Below are 18,393 nucleotides of genomic sequence, written 5' to 3'. Positions count from 1 at the left end.
CGCATACCATGCTTTTCTTTTGCATCTGCAAAGATACGCTCAATCGTTTCTTTGCGCTTTGCATAGATTTGTTTGATGTCATTGGAATGGCGTAAATGTTCTGCTTCCTCTACATACGATTCCCAAATATGACGTTGAATGAGTTTTTGATGTTGCTTACTTTCTGTACATTGGGATAGGCTCGGACACTTCGCACAAATCAAAGGATTCGATTTATATTGACGATACCCTTCTTTAGTCGTTGTCGCATACTTCAATATCTGCCCTTGTGGGCAAAGATAACAATTATAGTGCTCATCATATATATACTCATGTTTTCGGAAGAATCCATCTTTCGTTTTAGGACGTGTATAAGGAAGAACAGGCAACATTTGATTCTCTAATAAAAAGTTTGTAATTGCGGTTATAAGATATAACCTTTCTGTTTTTGTTGATATAACACCCGCTTTCAATAGTGCTAATGGCTTCCATTTTCGTCTGCATTGCTATAATTGACAAGCCTTTATGCCCCATGATACTGTCAATTTGGAGGTGATACTAAATGGCTTTTCAATCGAAAAATATCTTTATCAATTTACCAGTAAAAGATCTAAACAAATCCATTCGTTTTTTTAAGGAATTGGGTTTTGAGTTCAATCAACAATTTAGTGATGAAACAACAGCCTCAATGATTATTAATGAGAATATCTTTGTTTTGATAATGGTTGAAGAACGATTTAAAGGATTTAGTAAGAAAGAAATTACAGATACTACTACTTCTGCAGAAGCAATCTTATGTCTTTCTGCCGAAAATCGAGAACAAGTAGATCAATTAGTGAATAAGGCACTTGCCTCTGGTGGTAAACCTTATAGTGAACCACAAGATCATGGATTTATGTATGGTTGGGGCTTTCAGGATGTAGACGGGCACATCTGGGAAGTAGTTTATATGGATGAAAATGCATTGAATCAAGAGTAAATTTTGTATCTATGAATATAAAAAAACAGTAGATGCATTTGCATCTACTGTTTTTTTATTTAAGTCGTTTTCAGCGACTTTACTATCTTATCTCATTCTCAACTAGAAGTCAACAACTTTTTAAAAATTTTATTTTCAAGCGTTCCTTCTTGTTAAGGACAAGTAATAATATATAATATAGCATTTAAAAAATCAAGCATTTTTCATAAAAAAATTAAAAATCTTTTTAATATCTATTACAAACAATAGAATTCCTGCTAATACAATCGATCCACCAATGATTTGTGTCATGATTAAATACTCTTTAAATATCACCAAAGCTAAAAGAGCAGCTCCTACAGGCTCAAATAATATAGCTATTGAAACAACATTCGTACTAACATATTTAATAGACCAATTAAACAAAGTATGACCAAGTAAATTTGGTATTAATGCTAATAAGATAAACCATATCCAATCCATCGAAGAGTATGGTCCAAAAGATTCCCCTTTAACCAATACATATATAAATAAAGTAATGGTACTCACAACATATACAACCATCGTATAGGTTACCAAGGATAATCTCTTACGTACGTCCTGTCCTAATAAAAAATAGGCAGTTGCTAGTGCACAAGCAATGAGTGCTAGTACATCTCCATAAAAGGCTGTTCCACTTACTTTAAAATCGCCCCAACCAATTAAAACACTTCCTATTATTGCAATCGATCCTGCTATGATTGTTTTCATCGTTATTTTCTCTTTAAAGAAGAAGTATGTGCCCACAAATGCAAACAACGGTTGTAGCGTTACTAAAACTGTTGAACTTGCTACTGAAGTATAGTTGAGTGATTCAAACCATAATATAAAATGAAATGCTAAAAAAATCCCCGCAACGGAAGAAAATAGCCAATCACGTCTTTTTAAGGTTATTAACTCCTTTGTATATCCTCTTAAAAACAATGGCGCCATGATTAAAACGGAAAATAGCATGCGATAAAATGCTATAATTCCCGCTTCCGCCGATGCTAATTTCACAAAAATAGCTGACATCGATACTGAAATTACACCAATTACAATTGGGATGTATGGATGAATTCTTGGCTGTTCCATAAAACCCCACCTCCCTGAAAAAATACTTATATGTCCTTACCTCCATGTTGTACAATACAAAAAAGTGATGCACATATAATAATGACAGTTTGCATATCTCTTAGCAATACGAAATATCAATGGAGGGTCGTGTATGGAAACATTATTGGAAAATATGATTACATATGAAGTTGGCATAAAATTAGTTATTGCAGCCACATTAAGTTTAGTAATCGGTATCGAAAGGGAATTAAAGAAAAAACCAGTTGGATTAAAAACAAGTTTAGTGATTGCTACTTTCAGCTGCTTATTAACGATTATCTCCATTGAAACAGCCTACTCAACCCCCGCAAGAGAAGATATCAACATTACGATGGACCCTCTTCGTTTAGCCGCGCAAATTGTCAGTGGAATTGGCTTTCTTGGTGCAGGAGTCATTCTAAGACGCGGCAATGACAGCATTACGGGTTTAACAACCGCTGCTATGATCTGGGGAGCCGCTGGTATCGGTATTGCGGTTGGGGCGGGATTTTACATGGATGCAACATTAGCGGTTGTGATCATTGTTTTTGGAATTGAGGTACTATCACCTTTTCTTATGAAAATTGGACCAAAGCGAATTCGTATGCGAGAAATTCTATTAAAAGTTCAAATTGATGATGACAACCATACAGAATCATTTCTATTATTTTTAAAGGACAACAACATTATCATTGAAAACATACGCATTAAAGATGTGCACTTAAAAAATGATAGTGTTTTACATGAGTTAGATTTACGCCTTTCCTTAATCGTCTCGGATAATTTGTTGTCATTTTATCGTTCATTACGAGCACTATCTTATATAGAAAAAATCGAAATGGAAATTTTAAACTAGTTGGAGGATTTTTTATGGCAGAACTATTAAAACTACTAAAAGACGGTAACAAACCCTCACTAATGGCTGCATTTGTAAATGCATTTTTAGGAATTATTAAAGGAATCGCCTTTTTCTTTACAGGTAACGTTGCAATGTTTGCAGAAATGATGCACTCTCTAGGCGATGCAGCAAACCAATTATTTGTGTATATAGGTTCAGCACTCTCTAAAAAGGCACCTACCAAACAATTTCCTGGTGGCTTTGGTCGTATTGTCAATTTAGTATGCCTTTTCGCTGTAATAATTGTAGCTATACTTTCTTATGAAACAATAAAAGAAGGTTGGCATCATTTTATTCATCCCACAGGAGAATCTAGCGGCATACTGATTGCCCTAGGCGTATTATTCATCGGGATTGTTTTAGAAGGGACAGTGCTAGCTAAAGCGGCTGCAGAAGTGCTACATGAAGCAGGTCAAGAAAAAGCAGGTATCGCATCTATTCCCAAAGCATTCCCATACTTGAATAGAGCAAAACCGGCAACAAAATTAGTTTTTATGGAAGATTTAGTTGCTACTGGAGGCAACTTTTTAGCCTTTGCTGCAATTTTAATTGCTTATTTTACAGGTTGGGGTCGAATAGAAGGACTTGTTTCGATGATAATCGGGGCCATGATGTTTTATGTAGTTGGTAAGGTATTCCTCGATAATGCACGTGGTGTCATCGGTGAGACAGATGAAGAGATGTTAAACCATATCGCTCACCTCGTAATGGAGGATCCGAATATTAAAGATATTGTGCGTCTTGAAGTGATTAAAGAAGGGGAATTTTTACATGTAGAATTAGTAGCTGAAGCTGATCCCCATTTATCGCTAGCCTTTTTAGATGATGTTCGCGATCATTTAACAGAAGTAATCCTAAGCCAAAAAGGAGTATCTAAAGTAGCTATTTTATTCGACGAAGATGACGGGAAAACAAGCTGGATACACGTTGGCGAAAAGCCAAATAACTCCATGTAATACTTTATACAGACAGATAGCCAATTGCCATATTTCAGGCAGTTGGCTATTTATTATACTAGTTTTAAATTGGGAATATCCTCATAACCAACATAGACATGGTTTGTAATCATAAAAGTAAGCAATTTATTACAGGCAATCGTTTGTCTTTTACCATTCTGTTGAATTACGATTTTGGAAAATTGTAAGGAGGCTTGACGATTAGCCAATGCATATTCTTCGGCATTTAATATATCTCTGCCATCCACATGACAGCCCAATACGAAATTCCCTGCAAAAGAATCCTTTAATACATTCGGATGCATGGATTGATAATGGACTTCAGCAATTGAATCTTCGATATTCATGAATTGATGGGCTACCAAATAATGTTTTAAAGCACCTTTTAAATCAATTGCAATAGCCGTATCCGCTAAAATTGTTCGATAATAAACAGGAACAATTTCAGCACCCCCCAAATAAGGCTTAACTTCTACAACAATTTCTCCAAAAGGACGAACAAATAATTGTACAATTGCTTTATTTACACCATCCGAAAAAATAACATTCGTTTGCCCAAAACGTAAGCTTTTAAAAAATATGCTTTGATCTACAATGTATCCAGTGATAATTTTATCATTTTCAATTTGCAATGATTTCGCTTCTATACCCAATACTTCTACACAATTTTGCATTTTATAAACGTGTTGCTGAAATGGCATTTCTATACAGCTTAATGTAACAATACGGTTCTCTAGCAATTGTTTCAACATTTGATCCTCTCCTCTTTGTTTAATATTGTCATTATTTTAGTAAAGGTGGCTGAACAACTTCTGAACATCACTACACGAAGTGAGTGATTATGACAAAAAATTATTCTTTTCTATCATTCGAAAATTACCTCATAGTTAAATAATTCACAATATAGGTTGAATGACTCAATAAAAAACGTGACTTTTATCACTTAAAACAAAGAAAAATATATTATTAACCACTTTTATATCTATCTATTTTATTATATTGCAGGACTATAGAAACTTCTACGACAAATTTCAACACTTATCGTTAATTTTTCTTAACCTTGCAACAAAAAAATATGAGGCTATAAGCATAGCCTCATACATGATGTATTAAAGAGAATTTTGTAAAATAGTTCTTACATCTTCCCCTTGCAATTTATTAAAGTTTCCAAACGGGCCATTTTGCATTGCATGATCTATTATTTGCTGGAATTTCGAATCATCAATATCATAATCAGCTAAACGACTAGGCGCCCCTAATGATGTCCAGAATGCAGATAAACGATCAATTCCCTCGTAAGCAACCTCTTCTACTGTTTTGCCTGTTGCTTCGACTCCAAATACACGTGTGGCTATACCTGCAAAACGCTCAGGATTTACTGGTACACTTAAACGCATCCAATGTGGTTGAAGAATAGCTAACCCCCCTGCGTGTGGAATGTCGTAAACAGCAGATACAGCATGTTCAATATTATGAGATGCCCAATCCCCTCGTGAACCAATTGATAGGAAGCCATTTAAACCAATTGTCCCTGCTAATAAAATGGTTTCACGTAACTCTGTATTTTCTAGATCCTCTACTAATTTTGGAGCTGTCGTAATAACCGTTCGCAATACCCCTTCACACATTTCATCTGTGATAGGAGTATTCGTTGTATTATGGAAATATTGCTCAAATACGTGTGACATCATATCCACAATTCCATACACAGTGTGATTTTTAGGTACAGTCACTGTATATGCTGGATTTAGGATTGAAAATTTCGGGAAGGCTGCTGGACTACCCCAACTTAGTTTTTCTTCTGTAGCGGCATTCGTTATCACAGATCCAGCATTCATTTCTGAACCTGTAGCAGCAAGTGTCAACACTGTTCCTAGTGGTAGGGCTTGTTCTACTAACACTTTACGTGTCACGATATCCCAAGCATCGCCATCATACTTCGCGCCAGCAACGATTAATTTAGAACAATCGATTACTGAACCACCACCAACAGCAAGAACTAAGTCAATTCCTTCTTTTTTGCATATCTCAATACCTCGTCTAGCTGTTTCCACTCGTGGATTTGGCTCTACACCACCTAATTCAAATACGGTTTTATCCGCGAGTTGCAATTTTTCTATAACAGCATCGTATACACCATTCGCTTTAATACTCCCGCCACCATATACAACTAATACTTTGTTTCCTAATTGCTCTAATTCTTTCGGTAATTTTTCAAGTGCATCCTCACCAAAATGTAGTTTCACCGGGTTAAAAAAAGTAAATGAATCCATCTAATTCGCCCCTTTCTAGTTGGATTTTCTCATAATTATGCTAGAGAAAGCAAAGATTACACGCTGTCATCGCTTTGCTATTTCTAAAGAGTTGCTTCAAACTGTTCAGATTTTGTTCAGGTAATAGTTGTATAGTACTTTTTATTACATAAAATCAAAGGAATTTTTGCACATGCTTATTATTGTAATTGTTGTCGTAACTATAATTTTGGGCTTTTTCCTGTTACGATTTTTTAAAATCAAAAAAATAAGGAACGAAAAAAAGATGCTATTAGAACAGCGTCTAGATCACCTTCTTCAATCGAATAAAAATGAAAAAAATGAGTCATCCCATTAGTATAGGAATGACTCATTAGCTTATTTTTACTTAAACCCAACCACGGAAGCGAGAAGCTTCTGCCGTACGGCGAACACCTACCATGTAAGCTGCTAAGCGCATGTTGATGTTACGTGTTGTTGCTGTTGTATATACATTATCAAATGCTTCAACCATTTTTTTGTATAGACGCTCTTCCACTTCTTCTTCTGTCCAATAATAACCTTGGTTATTTTGCACCCATTCAAAGTAAGAAACTGTAACTCCACCTGCAGAGGCTAATACGTCTGGTACAAGTAAAATGCCGCGCTCTGTTAAGATTTTAGTTGCTTCTGCTGTTGTTGGACCATTTGCTGCTTCTACTACGATATTTGCTTTCACATTATGTGCATTGTCAGCAGTAATTTGGTTTTCAATAGCAGCTGGTACTAAAATATCACAATCAAGCTCTAATAATTCTTTGTTAGAAATTGTGTTTTCAAATAAAGTTGTTACTGTTCCAAAGCTATCGCGACGATCTAATAAATAGTCGATATCTAAACCTTCAGGATCATGAAGTGCACCATAAGCATCTGAAATACCGATTACTTTCGCACCTAAATCATGCATGAATTTCGCAAGGAAGCTTCCTGCGTTACCAAATCCTTGAATAACAACACGAGCACCTTTAATATCAATACCACGTTTTTTTGCTGCTTCTTCGATTACGATTGTAACACCTTGTGCAGTCGCACGGTCACGACCTTGAGAACCACCAAGTACTAGTGGTTTACCCGTGATGAAGCCTGGAGAGTTGAATTCATCCATGCGGCTATATTCATCCATCATCCATGCCATAATTTGTGCATTTGTAAATACGTCTGGCGCAGGAATATCTTTTGTTGGTCCTACGATTTGACTTACCGCACGAACATAGCCACGGCTTAAGCGTTCAATTTCGCCCATAGACATTTGACGAGGATCACAAATGACACCGCCTTTACCACCACCGTATGGTAGATCGACAATACCACATTTCAATGTCATCCACATTGAAAGCGCTTTAACTTCCTCCTCAGACACTTGTGGGTGGAAACGAACCCCACCTTTAGTTGGTCCTACAGCATCATTATGTTGTGCACGGTAGCCAGTAAATACTTTTGTTGTACCATCATCCATTTTTACTGGGATGCGCACTTGTAGCATGCGAAGCGGTTCCTTTAGTAATTCATACATTGCTTCATCATAGCCAAGTTTATTTAGAGCATCTTGAATGACATCTTGTGTTGATGTGAAAAGATTTAAGTTTTCAGACATTATTAAATCGCCTCTTTGTTTTTTTTAATGATAGTTATCGGCATCATTGTAACATACTTCCGAATTAAAATGTGAACATTTTGTTAAAGTTTAAATACTTTTTCAATTTGTTCAATTGACCAATCTAAATCCTCTTGAGAAATCACAAGTGGTGGTGCAAAACGAATCACTGTATCATGTGTTTCTTTACATAATAGACCTAATTCTTTAAGTTTTTCACAGTATGGACGAGCTGCTTCTGTTAGCTCCATACCGATAAATAAACCACGACCACGTACTTCCTTAATAACTGGGTTGTTAATTTCTTTTAATTTGCCTTTGAAATATTCACCAAGTTCGTGTGAACGCTCTGCTAATTTTTCATCTAATAAAACTTTAATAGATGCAATTGAAACTGCACAAGCTAAAGGATTGCCTCCGAAAGTTGAACCATGTGAACCTGGGTTGAATACACCTAAAATACTACGGTTTGCAGCCACACAAGAAATCGGGAATACACCGCCACCTAGAGCTTTACCTAAGATATACATATCTGGTTCTACTTCTTCCCAGTCACAAGCAAACATTTTACCTGTACGTGCTAAACCAGCTTGAATTTCGTCAGCAATGAATAGAACATTGTTTTCACGGCAAAGTTCACGAGCTGCTTTTAAGAAGCCTTCTGTTGGAATGACGATACCCGCTTCACCTTGAATTGGCTCAATTAAAAATGCAGCAGTGTTTGGTGTAATAGCAGCTTTTAAAGCTTCAAGGTTACCATAATCTACTAATTTAACGTTTGGTAGCATTGGACCAAAACCACGACGATATTCTTCATCAGAAGATAAAGATACAGCTAGCATTGTACGACCATGGAAGTTTCCATTACATGCAATAACTTCAGCCTTACCCTCTTCTACGCCTTTTACATCATATGCCCAACGACGAGCTGCTTTAAACGCAGTTTCTACTGCTTCTGCACCAGTATTCATTGGTAATACCATTTCTTTATTTGTTAATTTCCCTACTAGCTCATACCATTCACCAAGGTTTTCACTGTAGAAAGCACGCGAAGTTAACGTTACTTTATCAGCTTGCTCTTTTAAAGCAGCGATAATTTTTGGATGACGGTGTCCTTGGTTTACAGCTGAATAAGCTGATAACATATCTAAATATTTGTTGCCTTCTGGATCTTTAACCCAAGCACCCTCAGCCTCTGAAATAACGATTGGCAGTGGATGATAGTTTGCTGCACCAAAATTTTGTGTTTGTTCAATAACTTGTTGAGTTTTTGTCATATCCTATTCTCTCCTTACTAATCATGTTGAAAAACTTTATAGAAAAAAGGGACTATGTATCACTATAAGTAGAATGATTAAAAATTTAGCAACAATTCAAACGATAAATTTGCTAACTTCTCCACAGTAAACTACGTCATGGATGTCTACGGTTTTAGCCAGGGTAGTATTACTTGGAGAAGTGTCACAAATTCATTTAGAATGCCTTAATTTCTACTTACTTTGAACAGCCCTCATGTCAATGTGAAAATTAAAGCATTTCTGAAGTTGTTTTAGCTTGCATATGCAGTTGTAGGTAGTCTGGGCCACCAGCTTTTGAGTCTGTACCTGACATGTTGAAGCCACCAAATGGTTGGTAACCTACGATTGCACCTGTACAGCCACGGTTGAAGTAAAGATTTCCTACATGGAATTCTTGACGCGCTTTTTCTAAATTCATACGGTTTTTAGTGATAACTGCACCTGTTAAGCCGTATTCTGTGTCATTTGCGATGTCAATTGCTTGGTCAAAGTCTTTTGCTTTTGCAATCGCAACAACTGGTCCGAAGATTTCTTCTTTCATAATACGAGCTGAAGGATCAACGTCAGCGAATACGGTTGGTTGCACGAAGTAACCTACTGAATCGTCTGCTGTACCACCAGCTACTAGACGGCCTTCGCCTTTACCGATTTCGATGTACTCAGTAATTTTGTTGAAAGCGGCTTGGTCAATTACTGTTGCCATGAAATTGCTGAAGTCTGTTGGGTCCCCAACTGTTAAAGCGTTTGTTAATTCAACAACGCGCTCTACTACTTGGTCATAGACATCTTCTACGATGACAGCACGAGAACATGCTGAACATTTTTGACCTGAGAAGCCAAATGCTGATTTTACGATCGATTGTGCAGCTAGCTCTAGATCTGCTTCTTTATCGACAACGATTGTATCTTTACCGCCCATTTCAGCAATGACACGTTTAATCCAAATTTGACCTTCATTTAACACAGAAGCACGTTGGTTAATACGTAAGCCGACATCACGTGAACCTGTAAAGCTGATGAAGCGAGTTTTTGGATGATCGACTAAGTAGTCCCCAACTTCAGCACCAGAACCTGGTACGAAGTTAACAGCACCTGCTGGAAGACCAGCTTCTTCTAATACTTCAATAAATTTATATGCTATAACTGGCGTTGTTGACGCTGGTTTTAATAACACTGTGTTCCCTGTTACTAATGCAGCTACTGTTGTACCAGCCATAATCGCAAATGGGAAGTTCCAAGGAGAAATGACGATACCAATTCCTAATGGAATGTAGTCATAACGGTTGTATTCACCTGGACGGCTTTCTACTGGGTGGCCATCTTTAATGCGTAGCATTTGGCGACCATAGTATTCCATGAAGTCGATTGCTTCTGCAGTATCTGCATCAGCCTCTGCCCAAGGCTTACCAGCTTCTTTTGTCAATAATGCAGAGAATTCATGTTTGCGACGACGGATAATCGCTGCTGCTTTGAAAAGAACGTCTGCACGAATGGCTGGATCAACTTTTTTCCAAGTTTTAAATGTTTCATCTGCTGCTTGCATCGCTTTTTCAGCTAAATCTTTGCTCGCTTTTGACACGCGACCAATGACTTCTGTTTTCTTTGCAGGATTGTACGAAACGATTTTATCTTCTGTTGTAATGCGTTCACCACCGATAATGAGTGGATAGTCTTGACCTAAGTAACCTTCAACTTTATTTAAAGCCTCTACATAAGCATTGTAGTTTGCCTCTTGTGAAAAATCTGTGAATGGTTCGTGTTTGTATGGAATCATACTTAATCCTCCCTTGTGAGATGTGTTTGGGTATGCAAAAAACATTGACGCAAAATATCTTTGCGTATAAAATATTCTTACACTTATTATAATGCAAAATTTCGTTGCATATTTCAAGTAAAAAATTTTTGAGGTGCACATTTTTATGAAAAATTCTGAACCTTTACTACCTTTTTATGAGTTTATTGCAACAAATGTATCCGTTGGTATTCATGCAGTAGACCTTTCTGGCAAAACAATTATTTACAATACGAAAATGAAAGAAATTGAAGGATTTCATTTTGATGAACTTGCAGACCGTTCCATTATTGAAATGTTTTCCTTCCGTCAACATGAAAGTACGTTAATGCGTGTTTTACAAACAGGAAAGAAAGAAATTAATGTTAAACAATCCTACTGGAATAAAAATGGTCATGAAATTACAACAATTAATGATACTTTTCCACTTTTTGCTGATGGGAAACTGATTGGCGCAATCGAATTTGCACGTGATATTACCTCACTGGAAAAGCTTGTTTATCAACCCCTTCGTCGTTACGATGAACCATTAACATTTGATATGATTAAAGCTGATTCTGAATCCATGAAGCAGGTTATCGACAACGCTAAAAAAGCAGCTGCTGTAAAATTACCAGTATTATTAATTGGCGAATCTGGCACAGGGAAAGACTTAGTAGCAGAGGGAATTCACCACGCGGCTTCACCTGATCCTGATGCCTTTGTAACACTCGTTAGTCGCCGTTCAGCTCAATCGGTGCTTGATAAACTACAGCAATTATTAGAAGAAGATAAAGATTATACCTTTTTCTTTGAACGTATAGATTTTTTAAGCTTAGACATTCAAGAGCAACTTTTAGATATACTACATTCGCTGCCACAGTCCAAATATATGCTGATTGGAAGTGTAGGCAGTGATCCTATTACATTGATTGCCGAAAAAAAGCTGTCAAAATCTCTTTATTATTTCTTTGCAACAATGGCGATTACCATTCCAAATTTAACGGATCGAAAAGAAGACATTCTTCCATTTGTTGAAGATTATTTTAGTCGACATCGAGAACGATTTGCCTCACAGGTCACTGAACTTGCACCAGATGTACAGGAATTATTTTTACAGTATGATTGGCCAGGAAATCTAAAGGAGCTTGAGCTACTACTGGATGAAATTGTTTCATTTATGACAACGGAAACTACTGTTACTTCAGATTTATTACCTTTACATTTCCGCTTCAAAGTGCAACAGCAAGATACAAATAATCGTGAGCCAGAATTTTTTATGTTCCATCAAAATCACAATGTTATGCCACTCGATGCCTATTTGCGTGAAGCCGAATCATATTATGTGCAAAATGTCTTAAATTTATATGAGGGCAATATTACAAAAGCAGCGAATGCGCTTGGTATGAGCAGACAAAACCTACAATATCGAATCCGCAAAATAAAAAAGCAATAGAAAAAAACGAGGATACCTTCATTCGAAAGCATCCTCGTTTTTTTATTGACCAGATTGTTCAATCCAGTCCTGCAATTTATCTTTTAAGGAATTAAAACCATTTGCATCCGATTCATCTACACGGTCCTGCAATGATTTACGTGGTGGTGCATCTTTTTTTCTTACTGTTGCTGGGCGATCCTGTAGCGCTCTCATCGATAAACTAATTTTTTCGGCCTCTTCATCGATTTCAAGAATTTTGACTTCTACTTCTTGCCCAACAGCTAAAAATTCACTAACGTCCTTCACAAAGCCGTATGTTATTTCCGAAATATGCACAAGGCCTTGCGTATTGTCATCTAATGCAACAAATGCACCGTATGGTTGAATACCTGTAACTTTTCCGGTCAACACGTCTCCTAATTCATATTTTTTTACCATAACCTTTGCCCACTTTCTTTTGTTTGCTACGTATATATCGCTTAAATTATAACATACGTGTAAAAACGGGGCAAAAAATCTCCTTACTCGGAAATGGCTGTAATGATGTAACGTTTTTCACCTTTTCCTGTAGTCACTGTACCTAACTGGAAGGTTAAATGCTGACCAATCATCTGAACTGATTCTGGCTTAACACCTGCTTTAATGGTTGTTTGAGAGGCATCTATGGCATAAAGAACTGTAAAATGTTCCATACCATCAAATTGAACCACTTTATTTAAATCTACATCTTGAGACAATAACCGTTTAGCTGTTTCTTGATCTCCTTTTCCTTGTGCATATAAGAATAGACTTACAACGTTCATTGGATTTAATGAATCTAGGATCATATCATCTTTGCTTGACGTATACGCATTGTATAAACCTTCCGTTTGGATAATCCACCGGTAATCAATTCGTAAGCTAGTCGAACCATCTTCTGATTCCATATAGACATCGTTACGTAAATATGAAAGCGCCATACCAATATCCTGTGTTGTCAGTTTTTCTCTTATTTTGAATGTTCCTTTTCCCTTAAATTCTTCGAGGATAAATTGTGCAGTCAAGCGCATCGAGTCTCCATACTTCCCATTTGCTGTATCATTTAATAGCTTTATATGTTCGGGGGAGTATCTATTTTTATCATCTGTACCTTTTAAAAGTACGAGCCATGTATTTTCAAACTCTTTCTTTAAATTGTGTAATTGGAAATCAAGTCCTGATAATGATAAGTCTTTTACTAATGTTCTTTCATATAACTTTAAAATACGAGCAGATTCTTCTACAGAAAATCGTAAGTCCTCACCATTGAATAAAGAGCCCATAGCCAAATATTTAAACAAGCCCAAGATATCAGGATGAAGACGGTCAATAGAGACTGGTGCATCTTTCATAAATAGAGGATTTGTTTTAAAACTATAGGTATTCCCATCATGTGACAACTCGAAATATTGTTTTTCGGTCGTTGCAATCAATTCATTTAGTTCTTTAGGATAATCTTTCTTTGCTTGTGAAAGTACCGTATTAAACTGAGAAAGTTCCTTTGTATAATATTTCAAAACATCTTTCGTTGCGTAGTAATATTTGCTAAAGAAATATCTAGATTCGGTAAATGACATCGGTTTTTCATACGTTTCAATTTGCTCTATTAGTTCTCGAGGTGTTTGCAAACAGTCTAATATTTCTTGCTCTAATTGTGTTAAATATTTTGGATCATCAGCCATTCTATTTAAAACTATTTTTTTATTTTTAGCTTTATCATTGTATATATTATCAGCAGATTCAACAAATGTTAGTTTCTTAAAATTTTCCTCAGGTATATTGAGCTCAAGGCGTGTTTTCTCACGTTTTTCAAGATACTTCTTTTGAAATCTAGAAAACCAATCTTCATAGTTGCTTTCTATTTTTTCTTCATCTGAATGAACGAGTGCTGAAGGATGGAACATATAAGACGAAATTAGAATACCTACCAAAAGCACACTGGCAATACTTGCGATCCATACAGCCGATTTTTGCCATCTTGCAGAAGGCTTTCGAACTGGATTCATATTTTCTAGAGACTCCCTTACATTATCCTCAGCTTCAATTTGATGAAGAACACGTTGTGGATCAAGCTTCGGTTCCATTCGTTCATAGGATTTTTTCAGTAGTGCCATGCGTTGGTCAAATTGCTTATCATCCATTTTCAACACTCCCATCTTGCATTAATGCTGCCTTTAGCTTTTCCTTCGCACGTAATAATCGCACTTTCACCGTCGATAACGAAATGTTTAAGACCTCAGCGATTTCTTCGTATTTTAATTCGTGGAAATAATACAACACGAGAGGATAACGGTATTTTTCATCAAGGGCCTGAATAGCACAATGTAGATGCCTGTCCTCTTCAAACAAAAGAACATCCTCTTCAGCAGATGAATGAGTCTTTTGCTGTTGGGCTTGTAACTTGTCCTCTTTTGCCTGCTGCCGTTGTTCCTTACGATAATAATCACGCGTAGCATTTAATGTGATTTTATAGAGCCATGTGGTAAATCGATCCTGTTTAAATTGGTGTAAAAAGCGATACAGTTTGACAAATACCTCCTGTGAAACATCAGCTAAATCATTTGTATGTACACCACATTGAAAGGCAAACTTTTCAACGGTTCGTTGATGTATGCGGATAAGCTCTATATAGGCATCTTTATCTCCTTGCTGCGCCCTTGCTATTAGTTCAACCTCTGTCATAGCTATCCCCCCTTTTTGATAATGAAACGAAGCATTCTACCTAATTGTTACATAATTTAGATGTCTTTCCTTATATGTTATCATTCTAGATTTTTACTCCATCAAATGTCTTCCTATCCACCATCAATTTTCTGATATTTGCTTGTTTTATGAGAAGATTGAGGTAAAATAATACTTTAGTATAAGGAGGATTTATTTTCGTGTCATCGAGGGATCAATTTACAACAAAAATTGGGTGTTATTTTCATTCAGGGGATTTTGCCTTTATTTAAATAAGTATTAGCCTCAATGATTCCATTAAAAAAGAGGTTGTCCAGTGACAACCCCTTTTTTTATAAGGAATATGCAAAATATTTTAAATAATACATTTCGCTTCAAATTTAATCGCAATTAGTTTGTAAGAAATGGCGACACAGTCTTCAAATGGTATCCATTGCTCAAACGAATGCTCATATGTTTCTTGAATAACTTTTGCAAGTGTCGATGGATCATCAATCCCTTGCAATGCTGCTACTACATCTGCTGTTTCTGTATCATAATGGTCTGGACCTAAGTGGAATGGATCCCACTCCTCTAGCAGATGGACAGCTGCTTGATTCATTTTTATATTTTCCAAAATACTCACCTATTATCCTTTGATCATACTCGTATGATACCATAGTAAAAAAAAAAGAAAAGAGTGATTTGCTTGTCTATTTTTGATCAAACTATCAAACGTCGATGTACAAACTCTGTAAAATGGGACGCAATGGAAAAGGTTTATGGCCTAAACGATGCCTCAGATATCTTACCAATGTGGGTAGCCGATATGGATTTTGCAGCTCCACCAGCCGTTTCAAAGGCTTTACAGCAACATGCTGAACATACTATTTTTGGCTATAGTTATATGAGTGAAGAAGCGATTCAATCCATTGTAGACTGGCAAAGTAGTCGCCATGACTGGCACATTGAGAAAGAAGCCATTCTATTCTGTAATGGTGTTGTGGCTGCATTAGCTAACAGCATTGTTGCCCTAACTAACCCTGGTGACAAAGTACTCATTTCACCTCCAGTTTATCCGCCATTCTTTAACATACCAAAAAGTAATGGTCGTGAAGTTGTAAGCTGCCCATTGGTTGAAGAAGATGGAATGTTTGTCTATGATTTTGAAGCCTTTGAGCAGGCTTTAGCACAAGATGTGAAAGCCTACATACTATGTAACCCGCATAATCCAGGAGGCTATGTATGGGATGAAGCTACTTTAAAGGAAATTGTACGACTATGTGCTAAGTATGATGTCATCATTATTTCTGATGAAATCCATGCTGATTTAATGATCAATGGGGATAAACATATTCCTTTAGCTAAAGTTGCAGGTGATGAAATCAATCGCATTGTTACGTGTATGGCTCCTACTAAAACTTTTAACTTAGCAGGAATTCAAGTTTCATATATGATCGTAACAGATAAGAAAAAACGCTTGAAGCTAGAGGCCATCAATATGGCAAGTGGTCAAGGCTCATTAAATACATTTGCCTCTGTTGCCCTTCATGCTGCTTATACAGAAGGGGCTCCTTGGTTAGATGAATTACTCCCTTATATTTCTGCCAATATGGAGTATGTGAAAGCTGAGTTAGAGCAAATTCCAGGCATTCGTGTTACGATTCCTCAATCCACTTATTTAATCTGGATTGATTACCGAGAGCTGGGGCTTGAAGAGAAGGAGATCATGACTCGCTTACTTGAAATCGGAAAGCTAGCACTAGAACCAGGAACAAAATATGGAGAAGAAGGCCGTGGCTTCCTACGTATGAATGTTGCTTGTTCATTTGATACTGTGAAAGATGGCGTCGAGCGTTTTAAAAAGGTCTTTGCACAATAATAATGGTTGAAAGGATATCTCTCTTTTGGAGATATCCTTTTCTATGTTTAAAAGCTTAATTTTGTGGAAAAGGTTCTTATCAATCGGATTTATAAAGAGGTGTTTTACATGGACATTGTCCCATTAACGATTAAACGTGCCTATATGACCTTCCTTTTTCCCTTCGCCTATTCCGAAAAAAATCGTCAAAAAATCAGTGATGTACTATTAGATGAGGACTTTTCTTTTTTTACCTTGAAAAATACATCACTTGAAGACGCCTTTTATGGTGATATGACGATTATACATGAGGAGCTTGCCCAATTTTTCTATCCTTTTTTGGAGGATAAATTATTTCCAAACGAAATGAATAGCCCTGACTTTATTCGTTTTTCCAAAGCTTTTTATACACAAGGCGCCTTACACCTTCAAGAAAGTCAAATCAATTATGATTACGAAGTGATGAGTATTGATGTGACATTATGTCCTTTTGGGAATGGGATTATAACAGTAAGAGCAAATATTACCGATCAATCACATGATCTAAGTGATATATTAAATTTTATCCACTATTTTAGAGTATTAGAGGCCAAACTACGAGAGGAGAAAGGTGCCAGTCATCATTTTTCATTTGGTCATTGTTCTTCTACAAGTGAATTGTTATTTAAGTATTTTATACCTTATTTACAGCCCTTTCTATTACATCAACAAGACCATAGCTATGAAGGCTTACCGTTCTTTGAAGATGAGCGAATGTTTGCCTCAGCATATTTAATTGCTGAGGAAGAAGCTAAAATTATACCTGAGCATTTATTTCGATTGGGACAAGTAGATGGTAGGACACCTGCTGGCAAACCCTTTATTTCTAGCACTAATCCTGAATATATCTCTAATTATGTACAAGAGCATGCCCATACACGTTGGGCTCCGAACAGTTATATTATCACCTCGTCACAGGCACAAATAACGATGACAATTAGGCCGTTTGCCAAATGTACACATAGTATTCAAGAATTTATGGGTACGCACTATTACAATTTGTTCATTCATTATTTTTATAAAATGATGCTCTTAAAGCTTTCCTATGAGTATAGTGAAATAAAGTGGGGCAAAGATAAACAGGTTGTCAATGAACTAATCGAGCTCATTACAAAGTTTTCTGCACGCTATTATTTTGAAGAAGTCATCGTACGAACAGAAGGCAGAGAAATTTCTCAATTGCTACGAAAGTATTTCCGTATAAATGAACATTATGTCGAAACGAAAGAAACATTGAATAGTTTGTATCGAACACAGGAAGATCAGTCTGATAATCGAAGTAATAATTTACTATTTATTTTAACAGTCTTTACTGTAATATCAGGCATTTATGGGATGAACTTAGTTATTGAAGGTTGGAAAGATAGCAGTGATTTCGATAGCATCGGTAGTTATACACTCTTTGAATGGGTAGCCTTTATTACTGCATTGAGTGGGATTGGTTTATCCCTTGTCCTTGTTTGTGTCACTGCCTTTAAAACACTACGAAACATGGTGCGTCGTGCTAAAAAAAAATAT

16 protein-coding genes and 1 pseudogene are annotated in these 18,393 nt (G+C 36.4%); 6 read left to right on the top strand and 11 right to left on the bottom strand.

The features are described 5' to 3' along the window. Positions 1 to 407: pseudogene (locus V1L66_RS05845) on the bottom strand (transposase); the annotation flags it as partial. 134 nt (positions 408 to 541) lie between these two features. Here V1L66_RS05845 and V1L66_RS05840 point away from each other — a divergent pair. After that, complete coding sequence (locus V1L66_RS05840; protein ID WP_036074904.1) at positions 542 to 958, top strand: VOC family protein; 417 nt, start codon at positions 542 to 544, stop codon at positions 956 to 958. 192 nt (positions 959 to 1,150) lie between these two features. On the opposite strand, the gene V1L66_RS05835 is transcribed toward V1L66_RS05840, so the two are convergent. Continuing rightward, positions 1,151 to 2,050 (bottom strand): DMT family transporter, encoded by a 900-nt coding sequence (locus tag V1L66_RS05835; RefSeq protein ID WP_036074915.1) that lies wholly within the window; start codon positions 2,048 to 2,050, stop codon positions 1,151 to 1,153. 133 nt (positions 2,051 to 2,183) lie between these two features. On the opposite strand from V1L66_RS05835, the gene V1L66_RS05830 reads away from it, so the two are divergent. After that, positions 2,184 to 2,906, top strand: coding sequence for an MgtC/SapB family protein (locus tag V1L66_RS05830; RefSeq protein ID WP_016994404.1), 723 nt, complete (start codon positions 2,184 to 2,186; stop codon positions 2,904 to 2,906). A gap of 14 nt (positions 2,907 to 2,920) precedes the next feature. Continuing rightward, the gene (locus V1L66_RS05825) at positions 2,921 to 3,904 is read left to right on the top strand and encodes a cation diffusion facilitator family transporter (protein ID WP_016994403.1); all 984 of its coding nucleotides are present in this window, start codon (positions 2,921 to 2,923) and stop codon (positions 3,902 to 3,904) included. Between the two features lie 53 nt (positions 3,905 to 3,957). Here V1L66_RS05825 and V1L66_RS05820 read toward each other — a convergent pair whose 3' ends face one another. From V1L66_RS05820 to pruA, 5 genes are all read right to left on the bottom strand, one after another. Next, positions 3,958 to 4,656, bottom strand: a complete 699-nt coding sequence (locus V1L66_RS05820; RefSeq protein ID WP_036074919.1) for a hypothetical protein — start codon at positions 4,654 to 4,656, stop codon at positions 3,958 to 3,960. Positions 4,657 to 5,013: 357 nt separating this feature from the next. Continuing rightward, positions 5,014 to 6,177, bottom strand: coding sequence for an iron-containing alcohol dehydrogenase (locus tag V1L66_RS05815; protein ID WP_333006861.1), 1,164 nt, complete (start codon positions 6,175 to 6,177; stop codon positions 5,014 to 5,016). 367 nt (positions 6,178 to 6,544) lie between these two features. Continuing rightward, positions 6,545 to 7,789 carry a Glu/Leu/Phe/Val dehydrogenase gene (locus tag V1L66_RS05810; RefSeq protein ID WP_004233781.1) on the bottom strand — a complete coding sequence of 415 codons (1,245 nt, stop codon included), beginning with the start codon at positions 7,787 to 7,789 and terminating at the stop codon, positions 6,545 to 6,547. An 83-nt stretch (positions 7,790 to 7,872) separates the two neighbouring features. Then, complete coding sequence (locus V1L66_RS05805; protein WP_004233780.1) at positions 7,873 to 9,066, bottom strand: ornithine--oxo-acid transaminase; 1,194 nt, start codon at positions 9,064 to 9,066, stop codon at positions 7,873 to 7,875. Between the two features lie 250 nt (positions 9,067 to 9,316). Further along, positions 9,317 to 10,861, bottom strand: a complete 1,545-nt coding sequence (pruA, locus tag V1L66_RS05800) for an L-glutamate gamma-semialdehyde dehydrogenase (protein WP_333006859.1) — start codon at positions 10,859 to 10,861, stop codon at positions 9,317 to 9,319. 145 nt (positions 10,862 to 11,006) lie between these two features. Between pruA and V1L66_RS05795 the strand changes: the two genes are divergently transcribed. Continuing rightward, positions 11,007 to 12,314, top strand: coding sequence for a sigma-54-dependent Fis family transcriptional regulator (locus tag V1L66_RS05795; protein ID WP_016995156.1), 1,308 nt, complete (start codon positions 11,007 to 11,009; stop codon positions 12,312 to 12,314). Positions 12,315 to 12,356: 42 nt separating this feature from the next. On the opposite strand, the gene yugI is transcribed toward V1L66_RS05795, so the two are convergent. The 4 genes from yugI to V1L66_RS05775 form a co-directional block, all read right to left on the bottom strand. Further along, positions 12,357 to 12,734, bottom strand: coding sequence for a S1 domain-containing post-transcriptional regulator GSP13 (yugI, locus tag V1L66_RS05790; protein WP_004228409.1), 378 nt, complete (start codon positions 12,732 to 12,734; stop codon positions 12,357 to 12,359). Positions 12,735 to 12,817: 83 nt separating this feature from the next. Beyond that, the gene (locus V1L66_RS05785) at positions 12,818 to 14,455 is read right to left on the bottom strand and encodes a hypothetical protein (protein WP_115672980.1); all 1,638 of its coding nucleotides are present in this window, start codon (positions 14,453 to 14,455) and stop codon (positions 12,818 to 12,820) included. Beyond that, a complete protein-coding gene (locus V1L66_RS05780; protein ID WP_016995160.1) occupies positions 14,448 to 14,996 on the bottom strand; it encodes an RNA polymerase sigma factor in 549 nt (182 codons plus the stop codon). The genes V1L66_RS05785 and V1L66_RS05780 overlap by 8 nt, the downstream gene beginning before the upstream one ends. Positions 14,997 to 15,351: 355 nt before the next feature. Further along, complete coding sequence (locus V1L66_RS05775; protein WP_004228396.1) at positions 15,352 to 15,612, bottom strand: DUF1871 family protein; 261 nt, start codon at positions 15,610 to 15,612, stop codon at positions 15,352 to 15,354. A 72-nt stretch (positions 15,613 to 15,684) separates the two neighbouring features. Between V1L66_RS05775 and V1L66_RS05770 the strand changes: the two genes are divergently transcribed. Together V1L66_RS05770 and V1L66_RS05765 are read left to right on the top strand one after the other, a co-directional pair. Beyond that, positions 15,685 to 16,857: a MalY/PatB family protein gene (locus tag V1L66_RS05770; RefSeq protein ID WP_333006856.1), complete on the top strand. Its 1,173-nt coding sequence runs from the start codon at positions 15,685 to 15,687 to the stop codon at positions 16,855 to 16,857. Positions 16,858 to 16,965: 108 nt separating this feature from the next. Further along, positions 16,966 to 18,393: hypothetical protein (locus tag V1L66_RS05765; protein ID WP_333006855.1), on the top strand; the 1,428-nt coding region annotated here is incomplete at its 3' end.

Source organism: Lysinibacillus sp. IITD104 (assembly GCF_036698265.2).
Taxonomy (GTDB): Bacteria; Bacillota; Bacilli; order Bacillales_A; family Planococcaceae; genus Lysinibacillus; species Lysinibacillus boronitolerans.
Note: the sequence above shows the minus strand (reverse complement) of the source record. Positions and strands in the feature narration are given on the sequence as shown.

Coding starts and splice junctions, on each gene's coding strand:
- V1L66_RS05840 (WP_036074904.1), top strand. CDS start 542: ATGGCTTTTCAATCGAAAAATATCTTTATCAATTTACCAGTAAAAGAT.
- V1L66_RS05835 (WP_036074915.1), bottom strand. CDS start 2,050: ATGGAACAGCCAAGAATTCATCCATACATCCCAATTGTAATTGGTGTA.
- V1L66_RS05830 (WP_016994404.1), top strand. CDS start 2,184: ATGGAAACATTATTGGAAAATATGATTACATATGAAGTTGGCATAAAA.
- V1L66_RS05825 (WP_016994403.1), top strand. CDS start 2,921: ATGGCAGAACTATTAAAACTACTAAAAGACGGTAACAAACCCTCACTA.
- V1L66_RS05820 (WP_036074919.1), bottom strand. CDS start 4,656: ATGTTGAAACAATTGCTAGAGAACCGTATTGTTACATTAAGCTGTATA.
- V1L66_RS05815 (WP_333006861.1), bottom strand. CDS start 6,177: ATGGATTCATTTACTTTTTTTAACCCGGTGAAACTACATTTTGGTGAG.
- V1L66_RS05810 (WP_004233781.1), bottom strand. CDS start 7,789: ATGTCTGAAAACTTAAATCTTTTCACATCAACACAAGATGTCATTCAA.
- V1L66_RS05805 (WP_004233780.1), bottom strand. CDS start 9,066: ATGACAAAAACTCAACAAGTTATTGAACAAACACAAAATTTTGGTGCA.
- pruA (WP_333006859.1), bottom strand. CDS start 10,861: ATGATTCCATACAAACACGAACCATTCACAGATTTTTCACAAGAGGCA.
- V1L66_RS05795 (WP_016995156.1), top strand. CDS start 11,007: ATGAAAAATTCTGAACCTTTACTACCTTTTTATGAGTTTATTGCAACA.
- yugI (WP_004228409.1), bottom strand. CDS start 12,734: ATGGTAAAAAAATATGAATTAGGAGACGTGTTGACCGGAAAAGTTACA.
- V1L66_RS05785 (WP_115672980.1), bottom strand. CDS start 14,455: ATGGATGATAAGCAATTTGACCAACGCATGGCACTACTGAAAAAATCC.
- V1L66_RS05780 (WP_016995160.1), bottom strand. CDS start 14,996: ATGACAGAGGTTGAACTAATAGCAAGGGCGCAGCAAGGAGATAAAGAT.